A 14187-nucleotide genomic window follows, 5' to 3' on the forward strand; every position below is an offset into this window, starting at 1 on the left:
CGTCACTGACGACTTACATAAGCAACGTAGCGCCGAAAGTCGCTTAGCCGTCGATCAGCGCGTTCAGTGTGTTGCTTGGACGCATGGCTTTGCTGACCAGTTTTGGATCTGCGTGGTAGTAGCCACCCATTTCCACTGCTGTGCCTTCGTTGGCCAGCAGTTCGCTGACGATTTTGTCTTCACTCGCCGCCAGTTCTTTGGCCAGAGGGGCGAATTGCGCCGCCAGTTCAGCGTCGTCAGTCTGCGCAGCAACCGCTTCGGCCCAGTACATCGCGAGATAGTAGTGGCTGCCGCGGTTGTCCAGCTCACCCACCTTACGGGAAGGCGACTTGCCGTTCATCAGCAGTTTCTCTGTCGCTTTGTCCAGCGTCTTGGCCAGAATCTCGGCTTTCTTGTTGCCAGTCTTGACAGCGATGTCTTCGAAAGAAACCGCCAAAGCCAGGAATTCGCCCAGAGAGTCCCAACGCAGGTGGTTCTCTTCCGCGAACTGCTGTACGTGCTTAGGCGCAGAACCGCCAGCGCCGGTCTCGAACAGGCCGCCGCCCGCCATCAATGGAACGACAGACAGCATTTTCGCGCTGGTGCCCAGTTCCAGGATGGGGAACAAGTCAGTCAGGTAGTCGCGCAGCACGTTACCGGTTACGGAGATGGTGTCTTTGCCGCGACGCAGACGCTCCAGCGTGGTGCGCATAGCGACGTCGTAGCCCATGATATGGATGTCCAGCCCCTCAGTGTCGTGCTCTTTCAGGTACTCGACAACTTTGGATTTCAGGTTCATATCGTGAGGACGGTCTTCGTCCAGCCAGAAAATAGCCGGCATGCCGGACAGACGAGCGCGGGTAACCGCCAGTTTCACCCAGTCGCGGATAGGCAGGTCTTTGGTTTGACATGCGCGCCAGATGTCGCCTTTCTCTACTTCGTGCTCCATCAACACATTGCCCTGGTCGTCGACGATGCGCATCACGCCGTCTGCGTCCAGTTCGTAGGTCTTGTCGTGGGAGCCGTATTCTTCCGCTTTCTGCGCCATCAGACCCACGTTAGGCACGGTGCCCATGGTGGTGGGATCGAACGCATCGTGGTGCTTACAGAAGTTGATGACTTCCTGGTAGATGGTGGCGTAGTTGGAGTCCGGGATAACTGCTTTGGTGTCTTTCAGTTTTCCGTCCGCGCCCCACATTTTGCCGCCTTCACGGATCATCGCAGGCATGGAAGCGTCAACGATAACGTCAGAAGGCACGTGCAGGTTGGAGATGCCCTTGTCGGAGTTCACCATCGCCAGTTCTGGACGGTGCTCGAAGCAGTTGAGGATATCTTTCTCGATTTCCTCGCGTCTGGACATCGGCAACTGTTGAATTTTCTCGTACACGTTGCCCATGCCGTTGTTGGGTTCAACGCCAAGCTCTTTGAAGGTTTCCGCGTGCTTCTTGAACACGTCCTTGAAGAACACCTTCACCGCGTGACCGAATACGATGGGGTGAGACACCTTCATCATGGTCGCTTTCACGTGCAGAGACAGCAGGATGCCAACGCGACGCGCGCCTTCCATTTCCTGCTCCAGGAACTGACACAGCTCTCTTACGCTCAGACGCATGCTGTCCAGTACTTCATCTTTCTGCAGCTTCAGTTCGCGCTTCAGTTGCACCGCGCCGTCTTTGCCGACGAATTCGATCTTGGCGACCATGGGGCGATCGATGATCACGGACTTTTCCGTCGCGTGGAAATCACCTTCACGCATGTGCGCAACGTGAGTGCGGGAAGCCTGGCTCCATTTGCCCATTTTGTGGGGGTACTTACGGGCGTATTGTTTAACCGCCGCAGGCGCGCGACGATCGGAGTTGCCTTCGCGCAGAACCGGGTTTACCGCGCTGCCCAGGACCTTGGCATAGGTTTGTGCGATTTTCTTCTCTTCTTCAGTCGTCGCCTCTTCTGGATAGCTGGGTACGTTGAAGCCCTGCTCCTGAAGCTCTTTGATTGTCGCTTTCAACTGCGGGATAGAGGCGCTGATATTAGGAAGTTTGATGACGTTGGCGTCAGCTTGTTTGACCAACTCGCCCAGTTCCGCCAATGCGTCAGGCACTTTCTGATCTTCAGAGAGACATTCAGGGAAATTAGCGAGAACTCGCGCCGCCAGGGAAATATCGCTGGTTTCTACGTCTACGCCCGCAGCTGCGGCGAATTTCTTGATGATCGGCAAAAAAGAATAGGTTGCTAGTAGAGGCGCTTCGTCAGTAAGTGTATAGACGATTTTGGAATTACTAGGCATTAAGTCCCCCTAGGTTTGTGGCAAGGTCACCCAGTGTGGCAAAACGAACAGCTTTTGACCGTCGCTTTTTTATACACAAAAGGCAGTGTAAATTTTTGGCGCCGCATTATACCTGAAAACCGCACTTATTTTATATAAGTTCTATTAAAGGCAAGAACAACTTACCGCTGTTCACAACGCCGCCAATTGTCAAAAAACTCTTCTTTTACAGGGAGGGTTTGATCGATAAGAGTAGGCTATGCGGCGCGACTCTGTTTAGGCCGGTTAGCTATAAGAGTATTCCGCCCACAGGTTGATACGTAATGTAAACGCGCAACCTGCAAAATGCATAAAACAAACAAGCCTACCGTCATGGAGAAAAACAGATCGTAAACGATCCCCTCACCCTGAACGTTACCCCATACTAATACCATGGGAATACAAAACACGAAATAAGATATAAGTAGTGATACGAATGAGAAAAATGTGTCTTTGAATGCCGTCAGAACAATCCCGGCGGATGCTTGCACCCCGTCGAACAAGCAGGCCAGCAGCATAAGAGGAACGACCTCAAGCGCCAGTTCCGCGACACGCCTATCAGGTGTATAAAAATAGACCAATTTATCGCTAATTAAATAAACAACGGCGATTAAAGACGACATCACAACGACGCCATTAAACAGAAAAGCGATAAACCAGCGCAGCGGTTCCGCTTGCACTTCTTTGATGGTCCCTACGCGGGACATTTGCGCTTGCCCGTAGGCGATGGCGAAAATGAACGCTATAGAAGCGATACTGTTGAGAATACCGAAGGCCGCGACGGAATCTGCTCCAGAATATGCCGCGATCATCGCGAGAACCGACATGGCTGCAAACTTGGCTATCACCGAGGCGGAAATCGGCGCGCCGATTCGGATGATGCGCATCAGTATTTTCCTCTCCGCCCGCAACGCGTCTTTTACCGCCTGCGAGTTGAATAGAGTTGCGCCGCACAAGCGATGGCCAAACGCCAGCGCAAAAACATACCCGATAACCGTTCCTACCGCCGCCCCCAGCTCTCCCATCGGCGTCAATCCCAGCCAGCCACAGACCAACACCACCGTGCTCAGGGCGTTCACCGCAAAAGATAAAGTGCTTATTTTTAACAGAGGCTTGGTGTTCTTGGTCACCACAAACAAATTGGTCACCAGCATGCTGAGTGAAAGGGGAACCAAGCCCAAAGCCAGTACATCCAGATAGCGACTGGCGGCGAGGGCGATGTCCGCGGGCAGATTTAAAAACGTCAACGCCACCCCGTGCAACTGCAGCAGCAGACATCCCACTACCCCGGAAAACAACGCCAGTTGCGCGCCACTGCGTATCACCCGATGCTTACCTGCAGTATCTTCAGACTGAAAATACAGCGGGACCATTCCCCTGATTAAACCGTTGATCGCCGTCGCAAAGATAATAAAGACGCTGTTGCCGACGACAGCGGCGGAAAGTGAAACTGTTGAAAATCGCCCTAAGACAATCATATCCGTCAGCCCCGCTATCATACTGAGACTGAGTGAAATCAATATTGGGTAGGCGATGGTGAGAGAAGCGATAAGTTCTTTAAAGCAGTACTCAACTTCCGCTTTGACGACGGCCATTGTCATAAATAACGTCCTGTTTCCACAATCTCCGACACATAGATCAGAGCCGCATTTCCTTGACTTGTTTACTTGTAACGCGATGGATATCAACGGCTGCGTAGAGTACCACAACATGGTTGCATGGAGGGCGGCGATTTATAGCGAAAGACAGGGAATTAAAGCGGTTATTCGTCTATATCTGGCGGCGGGCAATCAACGCCAATAACAACGCTATGCAAATCGATAGACAGGTCTTTCTTTAAAACAGAAAAAGCAACTTCAAAACCGCTATTGGGAATAGTGGAAATACAGGTGACGGAAAAACTGTCAGGCCTTTCCTCAATGGTTATTTTATATTCGTCTGTTAACTCATTCAGCGGTTTGGAGAAGTCGCCGCAACTTCCCCAATCGCCATGGCGCAATAGCGCCCGTTCAACGGACTCGATGGCGTTTTTTCTATCTGTTGTGCGTCCGTTATATTCAATACTGTCTGTCATCCAGGGGAACCTCTGAAAAACGTTGGCGAGGCCTCAACTTTATACAGAGCGGCCCTGATACAACGCCGGGCGTCATATCGGGTCCAGCGTACATCAAACTCAGTCTATTCGCCTGCGATACTGACTGTCGCCCAAGTCGACCGCCCCACTCCATCGCTCAGCTCCACCGTAAACTGATCCTGCCCCGGAAAGCCTGGATCAGCGACATAGATAAAGTCAGCGCCTTGTAGCGTCACGCTCCCATACTGTGGCGGCGTCGCCACCGCGTAGGCGATTGCATCGGTTTCCGGGTCATAGCCCGCCAGCGTCCCGTTGAGCGTACCTGATGATGGATAAACAAATGTCTGATCCCATGAGACCGGCAGCTGGTTTTCGTGTGCGCCTATATCCGACGCAGGACCGCCGGGACGCGGATGGTCGGCGTAATCCGACGATGCAATCAGGGGCGGCGTCGCGTTGTCCACGATGTCAGCATTAGTCGCCGCCACCCGATAATCGTCCTGTGCGACGTTCACGAACTGCGCTTGCGCCGGATCAGCGTAAAACTGGTTGCCTTCCACCAGGATGCTGAGGTTGCCTATATCGCGAATGGGGCTGATCAGATCCTGAATGTCCACCAGCAGATTGTTGGCGATATGGGCGCTGTCCAGGTCGCTGTAATAACTAATGCCGTATTCACGCGCTCCCACGATGGTGTTGTTGTAGAGATTGGCGCTATGGCCGGCGGAGATCAATATGCCGTGCCCTTTGCCGTTATCCGCGCGACCGGAGTCGATAATCAGGTTATTGAAAACCTCGAAGAGAGAGTCGTTGGTGTCCCCATACTCTTTGATATAGACGCCAGCGCGGTCCGATCCTTTTATCAGGTTGTTGTAGATGCTCACCTGATGTACGTCATAGCCATAGATTCCGTGCATGTCATTGGGTCCGCCGTCATGGGACCAGCCAGTATTGATCACTTCATTATGGTGAATGCGATTGTTGGCGCCGCGCAAGCCGCGAATCTGAATACCTTCATAGCCAATGTCGCGCAGCCGGTTGTAGGCGACTGTCAGGTCATGAGTGGTGGAGTAGGCGCCGCCGCCCTGATCCGCGGCCTTGCCAAGATAGAAGGCCTCTTCGGAGATATCATGAATATCATTGTGGTGGATGTGAATACCATCGGTGGGCGGCGCAGCGCCCAGGGGATATTTGCTGCCGAAGCTGATCGCCATAACGGTATGATCGATCTCCAGATAGGCCAGCTCAATGTGCTGCGTATAGGCTTCCCCCATGCGAATGCCTTTGGTCGCCCCGCCATGAATATGAATGCCCGTATCCAGATCATCATCGCCGACGCCCATGATCTGCACATATTTGCAGGCGTCCAGCTCAATGGTGTGACCGCCCTTGCCCAGTTCAACCGCGCCTTGATTGATGATCACGATGGGACGCTCAGGGGTTCCTTGCAATCCCCAGATACGCAGGGTTTTGCTGCGGGTTCCCGATTCAATTTCGATGCGATCTCCCGGCTGAATATAGGGGAAGTTAATCGGTTTGCCAGCGCCATACACCGCATCCGCCACATAAGGGCCATACATGTGCGAGACGCCGTTATAGCCATTGCCGGGAGAAAAAACATAGCGGTTAATCGCCCCATCTTCCGTGGAAACCGTCACTCGGGCCTGCGCCCTCTCCCCCTGTTGATCCTGGATGTAGAACTCAAACACATCGACGCCGACAAAATCCGTCTGCGGCGTATATCGCCACCTGGCGCCGTCCGCAGACTGCCCTGACACAGGGCCCAAAGGACTGAGCTCACCGTGAGACGGCGGCGCGACAATGCCAAACTTAAACCCTTCCTGACTGGAGCTCAAACTATCCAGACTGATGTCCAGAGACGTATTAATTGCTGTGACATAGCTGACGTTTGACGCTTGGGGAGCGGCCTGCAAAGACGTACCGGCCAGTAACCATAGCAATGGCCATAGAAGGTTTGAAATCAAAACGCGTGAGTAATTCGACATGAGCATTATTCCTCCTGAAAAATGTGGGTGTCCTGAACGTAATAGCGGCAATTGCTCCCCAGGCTTCGTTTTTGGTTTTATTAGAAGTCTAACGACGGACGTTCGTCAGATGCAGACAATTATAGATGCATTATCGAATCAGATTGCCGCACCCTCGTCAGAGACTGACCATTTTCAGAGGCTCCTTAAAAGCCAAGGCGGAGATTCAAGTATGCACACGAAGGATAATGACGAAGACTTTCAGCGCCAGGTGGCGAATTGCCTCGCCGTCACCGACACCCCTTTCTCCCAGTCCGCCGAATCCTCCCAAGAGGAAACCATCAAGGCGATTACAGCGCTGCTGCTCACCTGCGACAGCGGCCCTGTTTTGGCGGCGCTAAAGGTTGAGAGAGCCCGTTTGGAGTCACTTCTTGAACATAAGCCGGGTAGCATGACTGCCGCGGAGATCGCGATGCAGGATAAGGAGCGGCTCTGGAATTGTCGCGCCGCCATTGCCTGGATCGAAAAGCGCATCGCTTAAAACCATAGACAGACCCGGTCTAACGAAAAACGCCCGCCCGAGGCCGGGCAGGCGTTTAATCCGCGTTTGCAGCGAATGGCCTGTGCTGGTTACGCCAAGTCGAAGCGATCCAGGTCCATGACTTTGCTCCAGGCGGCGACAAAGTCTTTCAGGAAGCGTTCCTGCGCATCGGAGCTGGCGTACACTTCAGCCAGGGCTCTGAGCTGTGAATTGGAGCCGAACACCAGATCCACCCGCGCGCCAGTCCATTTCACCTCTCCCGTTACCCGGTCACGCCCTTCAAACATATCCTCCTCTTTGGAGGTTGCTTTCCACACCGTGCCCATATCAAGCAGGTTAACGAAGAAGTCATTGGTCAACGATTCAGGCCGTCGGGTGAAAACGCCGTGTTTGCTCTGGCCGACATTGGTGTTGAGAACGCGCAGGCCGCCGATCAGCGCGGTCATTTCCGGCGCAGTGAGCGTCAACAGTTGCGCCCTGTCCACCAACAGCTCTTCCGCCGAAACGGCGTATTTACCCTTCATGTAATTACGGAATCCATCCGCGATGGGCTCCAGCACCTCGAACGCTTCGACGTCGGTTTGATCTTGCGACGCATCCATACGCCCCGGCGAGAATGGAACCTTGATGTTATGTCCGGCGTTCTGCGCGGCTTTCTCAACGCCAGCGCAACCCGCCAGCACAATCATATCCGCCAGTGAGACTTTCTTGCCGCCGGATTGCGCGCTATTGAACTCACCCTGAATACCTTCGAGGGTCTTCAACACTTGCGCCAACTGGTCAGGCTGATTGACCTCCCACTCTTTCTGCGGAGCCAGACGAATACGTGCGCCATTGGCGCCGCCGCGCATGTCGGAGCCGCGATACGTGGAGGCGGACGCCCAGGCGGTGGACACCATTTGCGCGACGGTTAGCCCTGACGCCTGAATCTTGCTCTTCAGCGCACTGATATCCTGGTCGTTAATCAGCGGATGATCCACTGCAGGAACCGGGTCTTGCCAGATTAAGTCTTCGGCGGGCACTTCCGGTCCGAGGTAGCGTGCGCGCGGCCCCATATCCCGATGGGTCAGCTTGAACCAGGCGCGAGCGAAAGCGTCCGCGAACTGTTCCGGATTCTCATAAAAACGCCTTGAGATCTTCTCGTATGCGGGATCAAATCTCAGTGACAGGTCCGTGGTCAGCATGGTCGGAACGTGACGCTTCGAAGGATCATGGGCGTCGGGAATTTTATCCGCGCCAGCGCCGCCTTTGGGAACCCATTGATGAGCGCCGGCGGGGCTCTTGGTCAGCTCCCATTCGTAACCGAACAGGTTTTCGAAGAAGTTGTTGCTCCATTGGGTCGGCGTTTCCGTCCAGGTCACTTCCAGGCCGCTGGAGATAGCGTCGCCGGCTTTACCAGAGCCATAACTGCTGCGCCATCCCAGGCCCTGCTCTGCCATGCCCGCCGCTTCCGGTTCCGGCCCCACATTCGCCGCATCGCCGGCGCCGTGGGTTTTACCGAAAGTGTGTCCGCCGGCGATCAGCGCTACGGTTTCTTCATCATCCATCGCCATACGCGCGAAGGTTTCGCGAATGTCTTTGGCCGCCGCAATGGGGTCCGGGTTGCCGTTGGGGCCTTCCGGGTTCACGTAGATCAGACCCATTTGCACGGCGGCCAGCGGATTCTCAAGGTCTCTATCGCCGGAATAGCGATTGTCGTCTAACCAGGTTTTCTCGGCGCCCCAGTAGATATCCTGCTCCGGCTCCCAGATATCCGCACGTCCGCCGCCGAAACCGAAGGTTTTGAAGCCCATGGATTCCAGCGCCACGTTGCCGGCGAGAATCATCAGGTCCGCCCAGGAAATCTTCTGCCCGTATTTCTGTTTGATCGGCCACAGCAAACGTCTCGCTTTGTCCAGGTTAACGTTATCCGGCCAGCTATTCAGAGGGGCGAAGCGTTGATTGCCGGTTCCGCCGCCACCACGTCCGTCGCCGGTGCGGTAGGTGCCGGCGCTATGCCACGCCATGCGGATAAACAGCGGACCATAATGGCCGAAGTCCGCGGGCCACCAATCTTGAGAGTCAGTCATCAATGCAGTCAGATCCTGCTTTACCGCCGCCAGATCCAGACTTTTGAAAGCTTCCGCGTAGTTGAATTCCTCACCCAGCGGATTAGATAAAGAAGAGCGCTGGTGGAGGATTTCGAGCCGCAACTGGTTGGGCCACCAATCCCGGTTCGATGTTCCCTCCGCTGGCGCGTGATGAAAGGGACATTTGCTATCAGACATTGCGTTCTCTCCATTCGTATTCAAGCTATTATCAGGTTTCGTCCAGTGATTCAGTTATAGTACGTGCGCAGTTGAATTGACCAATTTAGGTTCTTGATCATAACGATAGCTATTATCAGTCACAGGATAGCAGAGTTAGCGTTTGAGGCTGTTTAAGGCGTGCGCGACAGCGTATCCACCCGGCCTTGATGAATACGCTGTCAGCGGCGATCTGGATTGGATGAGTGCGCCTCCGCGACCTTACGGCAACGGCAGACAGAAGGTGATCGCCAGTTCCGAATGCTTGTCTACGTGACGGGTGAACATAGGCAGACCAGGATTTTGGGCGGCCCGATAGGCGTCGATAATTTGCTGTTTGGTCCACACGTAAGTCGGGTTATCGCTCAGTATTTTGTGAGCGGGCCGCACATTCCCGTCGGGAAATACCCACAGCCAGGACAAACGCCGTCCTTCCACAGTGCGACGTCCCTTATCCACGCAAAAATGGGCGCGGCCCCTGGATTTGGGAATATTGCAGTAAGTGCCGAATTTGGCGCGATTATCCATAAACGTGATCAGGTCGTCCAAATTGATGAGGTCCATGCTGGCCTCATAACCCAAGGTCTGGTGAACATCGCCCAAAGATACGAATCCGCCGCCCAGTGAGCAGTCCCGTTGGTGCGTGGCGCGAATGTCTGTGGAAGAAGCAATTCTGGTGCAGGGATAGGTCACATCGCACAGGCCGCTATGCACCGCGCCTTGCTTCTCATTCTTGCATGTCATGTCGAGTATTCCTCCATGGCGCTGCATATTATCGGAAGCAACCCCGCCACGATCATGCGCAGTAAACTTCCTGATTAACTCACACTAATCAATGGATAAGCTGCGCTTCCCTTAACGCGCGGTCAGGACAATCGATGATCCAGACCTGCGGCCGGAGCGCGCAGCCCCAAAAATATATAGTTCGATTAGTGAGAAGGCGCAAACCACCCAGCCCACACCTAAAAACGCCATCATCGACGCCCCCTATTCGCCAAACGCCGCGCCCAAAGCCGCTACCCGACCAACAACCGCAACCAGACGCGCTATGCGCCCGGCCAAACAATCAATACAATAAACCCACAAAAGCAACAGAATGAAACAATAGCGAGAATTAGATAGGGAGCACGAATATTACTCAGACTTCGTCGGCTCCTCTGATGACGAGGCGGATATCATCATCGTCTAACGCCTATCAAACACTCTTCTCAACAATATGCGTCTCTTTGCCATCCAGACTGACTTCGTTCTTCTGTTTCCAGTAGTCTTTAATGCCGTCGTCGCCTTTCTTTACGGCCCAGTTTTTCAGTAGTTCACGGTCTTCGACGTAGTCGTAGAAAGGAACCGCCATGCCGCAGGAGGATTGCACCAGGTCGACATGCAGGTCGAAGATTTGTCTGGCGCCGGGGATGGGGGCGAAATGAGCGAACAGTTGTTCCCATTCTGGATCATTTCTATGGATCACTTTGGCCTCTCCGTACAGACGAAGAATCAATGGATTTCCTTCGAATGCGGCGAACATGACGGTCATTCTGGGACATTCCTGAATATGCGCCGAGGTCTCGTTGCCGCTGCCCGTGACGTTCAGCCAGATGACGCGATTAGGGCCAAGCACCCGCAAAGAGTCCATGCCTTTAGGAGAAATATTCACCCTGCCCTCTCTACCCGCCGTTCCTACGAAAAACAGCTTCTGCTCCTGAATAAACTGAGTCAATTTGTCTGAGATTTCTGAAAACTGCTGTCCCATTCTGTCTGTTCCTGTTCCTGTCCTGATAAGCAAAACCGGAAACAAGCCAGCAGGCCGCTTCCGGTTTTCATCGCACTATACTTGAAGTTCCTATGGACGCTTACTTGAAATTCGTATGGTCGCTTACTTAAAAGTTAACAGCAACTCGTCCAGTCGCTCCAATGTGGAAGTCAGGCCTTCTTTCATGCCCATCTGAATAACCGTTTCCAGGTCTTTCAGTGTGTTGTAGGCAATGACGGTATGAACCAATGCGTGCTCCGCCTTGTCTTTGAAGGATACGTCCCACTTTGAGCGTGGTAGTGAGGGGTTAATCTCGCCGGTGGCATCAGTGAATCCGTCCAGCGCTGTGTAGTTTTCAATCGGACGGATGGTTTGATAGTCCAATCGCGCCCAATATTCCGTTCCTTCAGGATCGATCATGGCGTAATGCCAGCAACCGCCTTCACGAAAATCCATGGTTTTGGTTTTCGTGGTGAACGGCTTGGGCGCAAACCACTGATCCAGCAGCTCACTTTTGGTGTAGCAATCCCAGACCAGTTGGCGCTTAGCCTGAAACTCTCTCTTGACGGTAATGGTGTTGTTTTCCTTATCAACGAGGAAGTCGAACTGAAGATTCGCATTCATTGCTCTTTATCTCCTGATTTGAGGGTGTTTAACAGCGCGTCGAGCTGGCTGAAACGGTCTTCCCACAACTTTCGGAACTGCTCCAGCCAAATATCTATTTCCTGCATCTTTTCCAGCTTGAGTTGGTAAAAGATTTCCCGCCCCTGCTTCTGCTGCGACACCAGACCGCACTCATTCAATATCTGAATATGCTTGGAAGTCGCCTGACGGGTCATTTCGAAATGGTCGGCGATGGCGTTGGGCGTCATGCCCTGCGCGGCGATCAACACCATAATGGCTCTGCGTGTCGGGTCGGCGATCGCCTGGAAAATATCTCGTTTCATGATATCGCAATAATTATGCAACTATTCGGTTGCAAGTATATGCGCAACTTTTTGGTTGCACAATAGGACTGATGAAATTTTATTCGGACTTTGGGAGAAAGACTGGGAGATGGGCGGCTCCGCGCACGATTGCCGCCCATAAGTTTTTTAAACGAAGGGTATTCTTTTGCTGACCGAAAGCGCCATGCCCATATGATCGGTGAAAGCCACGGCGGAGTTGGCGGAAGAAGCCGCCTGGGAGATATAGTCGAACTTTTTAAACTCTATCGACCGTGTATTGTAAACAGCAACATCGTAGACATCCTTCCCGTTGCTGTTTGTGCCGTGAAAGCGATTATCATGGGTATCGGCGGTGGTGAATTCATGTGAATCGCCGGCATTGGTGAACGGGATATCCAATGCTTCGGAGAGCGCCGTTGCGGTAAATCCTCGACTGCTCTGATTAGTGTCTCCCATCACAATATCCAGCCCCCCTTTTCCTTTAGACATGAAGGCCTGGTGGATATCCCGGTAAAACTGCTGGACGCGCCCTTTATCCTTGGCGATGGCGTTGGGAACATGCACAAACGCAATGTTGACCCAGTCCTTTTTAACCGCTATCCAGCCATCCCCCGACCCGATGATTTCGGCTTTGAGCTTTGCGCAGTCATAAACGCTAAAACTATTGCAGGCTTTTCCCGTTGAAACGGCGTGTTGCAGATCTCCAAAGTGGTCTTTCAGGAAATTCCAGTCGGAATGGTTGCCGTCGATTTCTCCAAATACCCCCAGGTCAATGGGAGAACCTATGGACCGGATCACATCCTGATGGATTTCGCGCGCTTTGCCCTGCACAAGCGATTGAAACTGCACGACCGTCAGGGAGCCTTTGTTCATGGCCCCTGCCGGCTCCATAAACAGTCGCATTGGGGGGCCAAAAATAGGGATTGTCGGCGACGCGCCATGAGATGTAGGCAACGCCAGTTTGGCCACTTTTTTAGGTGGTGCGGCGGACCCGCCATCGTCCGACGCAGGTCTCTTTCGAGCGGTCAATATTTCTCCAGAGGCCATTTTGTCATGGGTGCTGCGCGCATGTGACTGCGACAAGGCGGCGATGGCGTCTCTGGTCTTACTGGCGTTTGAATTAAATGATTGGTAGTAGAACACTGTCATTCGCGATTATCCTTAACACTGGAAACAGCTTGATTTGAAGGAGTAATTCTTACTGATGAAGCTGGATTCTATGGGAAAATCGCGCTCTTTTAATATCCGCCAAAAGCGCTAGATCAGTTTATAAAGCCGCCGCCACTCGTCCACTCAGTCTGTCTCCATTTTTTGACAGCCCAGGAATCTCAACGCTTTCACCAGGAGAACGGGTATTGCTCTTAAGCCGGTATTTTCCTATGCGGGACTGCCACAGCATCTCTTCGTATCGCCCTGAGTTCCGCAGACTCTCCAGGCCGTCATTAAGGGCTTTTAGCAATTGTTTCGCCCGGTTCTGGTCAATTTTTCGGGATATGGCGACACAGATCGGCGTTTCCATAATCGGACGACGATGATTGGTAATCAGCAAGGTCTGCACCGGCGACACTTCCTGACTGATCAGGGAGTAGCCGACCTCAATCTCCATGGGAAAAATCTGAATCCTGCCCGCCAGTAGTTTGCGAATATTCAACTTGTCGGAAACGACATATTCCACAGATATTCGCCCCTCCCTTGCCGCATTATCAAAGTCCTCGCCGTAGGTGTAGCCGTCAGTGCCTCCAATGCGCAGCCCGGCCAGGTCATCTATGCTTTTCCAATCAAAGTCGAAACTCTTAAGGTGGAATATCACCTTCCTGTTATTCGTCACCGGGTCGGAAAAGTGAAAGTCACGCTCCCTCTCCACCGTGGGGGCCCAGGTCAGCGAGCCGTCCGCCTTCCCTTCCTGCGCCAACTGATAGCTTCGTCTCCAGGGATGGTATTGATATTCCGCCTTATAGCCCGACAGAGCGAAAGCTTCGGTGACAATATGAGTGAACACTCCGCCGTGCCTGAGTGTTTCTGAGGTGTAAGGCGACCATTCGCCATTAGTGAGCTTGACGATGTTGTCCGCGGCCGACGCCGGTGAGGACAACAGCGCCGACAACAGGAAAATCATTCCCCTGCATGACTTCGCCAGCATCCCGCGCCTCCTCGTAACTCATCCTGAATATACGATTGTTGACCCTTTATGAGTATAGACTGCAATGGCCGTTCAACAGGGAAAGAATAAGGAGCCGCTCTGGCGTCCGCCTTGAACGTCTAGGTTCAACGCAGATCAAAATAAGGCGGTCATATTATTAATCAGGCAGACACATAGCTTTCTTCTA

The 14187-nt window shown here is 53.2% G+C and carries 12 protein-coding genes; 1 reads left to right on the top strand and 11 read right to left on the bottom strand.

The window, feature by feature from the left end; all coding sequences use genetic code 11:
* Positions 1 to 43: 43 nt before the first annotated feature.
* From AC2IBB_RS17900 to AC2IBB_RS17915, 4 genes are all read right to left on the bottom strand, one after another.
* Complete coding sequence (locus AC2IBB_RS17900) at positions 44 to 2263, bottom strand: NADP-dependent isocitrate dehydrogenase (protein WP_486328125.1); 2220 nt, start codon at positions 2261 to 2263, stop codon at positions 44 to 46.
* A gap of 236 nt (positions 2264 to 2499) precedes the next feature.
* Positions 2500 to 3882: an MATE family efflux transporter gene (locus tag AC2IBB_RS17905; RefSeq protein WP_486328126.1), complete on the bottom strand. Its 1383-nt coding sequence runs from the start codon at positions 3880 to 3882 to the stop codon at positions 2500 to 2502.
* 161 nt (positions 3883 to 4043) lie between these two features.
* Positions 4044 to 4355, bottom strand: coding sequence for a hypothetical protein (locus tag AC2IBB_RS17910; protein WP_486328127.1), 312 nt, complete (start codon positions 4353 to 4355; stop codon positions 4044 to 4046).
* A gap of 104 nt (positions 4356 to 4459) precedes the next feature.
* On the bottom strand, positions 4460 to 6361 hold the full coding sequence (locus AC2IBB_RS17915) for an Ig-like domain-containing protein (RefSeq protein WP_486328128.1): 1902 nt from the start codon (positions 6359 to 6361) through the stop codon (positions 4460 to 4462).
* A gap of 211 nt (positions 6362 to 6572) precedes the next feature.
* On the opposite strand from AC2IBB_RS17915, the gene AC2IBB_RS17920 reads away from it, so the two are divergent.
* On the top strand, positions 6573 to 6881 hold the full coding sequence (locus AC2IBB_RS17920; RefSeq protein WP_486328129.1) for a hypothetical protein: 309 nt from the start codon (positions 6573 to 6575) through the stop codon (positions 6879 to 6881).
* A gap of 89 nt (positions 6882 to 6970) precedes the next feature.
* Here AC2IBB_RS17920 and katG read toward each other — a convergent pair whose 3' ends face one another.
* From katG to AC2IBB_RS17955, 7 genes are all read right to left on the bottom strand, one after another.
* Positions 6971 to 9148 carry a catalase/peroxidase HPI gene (katG, locus tag AC2IBB_RS17925; protein WP_486328130.1) on the bottom strand — a complete coding sequence of 726 codons (2178 nt, stop codon included), beginning with the start codon at positions 9146 to 9148 and terminating at the stop codon, positions 6971 to 6973.
* Positions 9149 to 9388: 240 nt separating this feature from the next.
* Complete coding sequence (locus AC2IBB_RS17930; RefSeq protein WP_486328131.1) at positions 9389 to 9910, bottom strand: hypothetical protein; 522 nt, start codon at positions 9908 to 9910, stop codon at positions 9389 to 9391.
* 451 nt (positions 9911 to 10361) lie between these two features.
* Positions 10362 to 10913 carry a pyridoxamine 5'-phosphate oxidase family protein gene (locus tag AC2IBB_RS17935; RefSeq protein WP_486328132.1) on the bottom strand — a complete coding sequence of 184 codons (552 nt, stop codon included), beginning with the start codon at positions 10911 to 10913 and terminating at the stop codon, positions 10362 to 10364.
* A 123-nt stretch (positions 10914 to 11036) separates the two neighbouring features.
* Positions 11037 to 11537 carry an SRPBCC family protein gene (locus tag AC2IBB_RS17940; protein WP_486328133.1) on the bottom strand — a complete coding sequence of 167 codons (501 nt, stop codon included), beginning with the start codon at positions 11535 to 11537 and terminating at the stop codon, positions 11037 to 11039.
* Positions 11534 to 11860 carry an ArsR/SmtB family transcription factor gene (locus AC2IBB_RS17945; protein ID WP_011397033.1) on the bottom strand — a complete coding sequence of 109 codons (327 nt, stop codon included), beginning with the start codon at positions 11858 to 11860 and terminating at the stop codon, positions 11534 to 11536. The genes AC2IBB_RS17940 and AC2IBB_RS17945 overlap by 4 nt, the downstream gene beginning before the upstream one ends.
* Before the next feature lie 147 nt (positions 11861 to 12007).
* Positions 12008 to 13009 carry a hypothetical protein gene (locus tag AC2IBB_RS17950; RefSeq protein WP_486328134.1) on the bottom strand — a complete coding sequence of 334 codons (1002 nt, stop codon included), beginning with the start codon at positions 13007 to 13009 and terminating at the stop codon, positions 12008 to 12010.
* Between the two features lie 118 nt (positions 13010 to 13127).
* Positions 13128 to 14000: a substrate-binding periplasmic protein gene (locus AC2IBB_RS17955; RefSeq protein WP_486328135.1), complete on the bottom strand. Its 873-nt coding sequence runs from the start codon at positions 13998 to 14000 to the stop codon at positions 13128 to 13130.
* Positions 14001 to 14187: the final 187 nt, after the last annotated feature.

It is taken from the genome of Hahella sp. NS-SX17 (genome assembly GCF_057367735.1).

What these genes read in the sequence shown, in the direction of transcription:
- AC2IBB_RS17905 (WP_486328126.1), bottom strand. Translation starts at nt 3,882, where the DNA reads ATGACAATGGCCGTCGTCAAAGCGGAAGTTGAGTACTGCTTTAAAGAA.
- AC2IBB_RS17950 (WP_486328134.1), bottom strand. Translation starts at nt 13,009, where the DNA reads ATGACAGTGTTCTACTACCAATCATTTAATTCAAACGCCAGTAAGACC.
- katG (WP_486328130.1), bottom strand. Translation starts at nt 9,148, where the DNA reads ATGTCTGATAGCAAATGTCCCTTTCATCACGCGCCAGCGGAGGGAACA.
- AC2IBB_RS17900 (WP_486328125.1), bottom strand. Translation starts at nt 2,263, where the DNA reads ATGCCTAGTAATTCCAAAATCGTCTATACACTTACTGACGAAGCGCCT.
- AC2IBB_RS17910 (WP_486328127.1), bottom strand. Translation starts at nt 4,355, where the DNA reads ATGACAGACAGTATTGAATATAACGGACGCACAACAGATAGAAAAAAC.
- AC2IBB_RS17955 (WP_486328135.1), bottom strand. Translation starts at nt 14,000, where the DNA reads ATGCTGGCGAAGTCATGCAGGGGAATGATTTTCCTGTTGTCGGCGCTG.
- AC2IBB_RS17920 (WP_486328129.1), top strand. Translation starts at nt 6,573, where the DNA reads ATGCACACGAAGGATAATGACGAAGACTTTCAGCGCCAGGTGGCGAAT.
- AC2IBB_RS17945 (WP_011397033.1), bottom strand. Translation starts at nt 11,860, where the DNA reads ATGAAACGAGATATTTTCCAGGCGATCGCCGACCCGACACGCAGAGCC.
- AC2IBB_RS17930 (WP_486328131.1), bottom strand. Translation starts at nt 9,910, where the DNA reads ATGACATGCAAGAATGAGAAGCAAGGCGCGGTGCATAGCGGCCTGTGC.
- AC2IBB_RS17940 (WP_486328133.1), bottom strand. Translation starts at nt 11,537, where the DNA reads ATGAATGCGAATCTTCAGTTCGACTTCCTCGTTGATAAGGAAAACAAC.
- AC2IBB_RS17935 (WP_486328132.1), bottom strand. Translation starts at nt 10,913, where the DNA reads ATGGGACAGCAGTTTTCAGAAATCTCAGACAAATTGACTCAGTTTATT.
- AC2IBB_RS17915 (WP_486328128.1), bottom strand. Translation starts at nt 6,361, where the DNA reads ATGTCGAATTACTCACGCGTTTTGATTTCAAACCTTCTATGGCCATTG.